1 pseudogene is annotated in these 943 nt (G+C 43.6%); it reads right to left on the minus strand.

The features are described from left to right. Positions 1–943, minus strand: a pseudogene (locus tag NW819_RS12015) (macrocin O-methyltransferase); the annotation flags it as partial.

Here is a 943-nt window from a genome sequence, read left to right on the forward strand (position 1 = left end):
TTAGAGCGAACTCCAGCCGAGCGAAGAGATTGATCCACACTTCCATAAATCTGGGGATCGGCCAGAGCAGGATCTACCACATCGAGAATAACTCCTCCTGCCGCCAGGTGCGCAGTTGACCAACCTAGCCAACAGCCGATCTCTAGGGCGTTTTTTCCTTGTAGCTTAAGGGCAGTATTGTACAGAATATGAGCCTCGTCTCGACTAACAAAGCCGATAATAGGTTGACGCAAATCCGCAGTACAAAGGTGAGGAACTTCTTTCCGTAGATAAGGCCAGGGATGAGGCCCTGGATCGATAGCAGTCATTAGAGGGAAGCTGTAGTCGAGATATATTTTCTTTTGATTAGCTGATACATAGTCATACCTTCTGATTGGAGAAGAATGGCTTCTAGGATACCAAAGACTGGCTTCAACTTTGAAGCCATCGGTAGTATTAGCTACATGAGTTTTTCTATCCTTAGCTTGCTTGGTAGTAATGTGTAGAATTCCTAAAGGGATGTAAGGCTTCCAAGGCTCAACCCAGAGCTTTCTTTTTGGATCCCATAGAGGTAGTTTACTATGAACTGTCCAGTTACAAAACAATGGTAAAATTTGAACGTTATCTATCCCTAAGTCATTATGAATAGCCAGGTTTAGAGAACACTGATCTGAGAAGGATAGATCGCGGCTCATAGAGATAGCTTGGCTCAGTCTGTTTTTCCATGCTACCCAGTGAATACCGGAATTACTTCCAGAGAATACACCACTATTTAGAAATGGTCTTATGTATAGGTGGTTATATACATCTACATCTCCAAAGTACTTGATGTATTCCGAGCGGCGAAAAGCTTGAACCGAAAATGGATAGGGATGGAAGAGAGTATCTAGCAACTCAGGAACAACTGCAAGGTTTTTGTATCTTGCTCCCAGGGTAAGAAGCTCAATTGCAGACCAGTCTTGCA

This window comes from Synechococcus sp. R8-2, from assembly GCF_047461715.1.
In the GTDB taxonomy this organism is placed as follows: Bacteria; Cyanobacteriota; Cyanobacteriia; order Thermostichales; family Thermostichaceae; genus Thermostichus.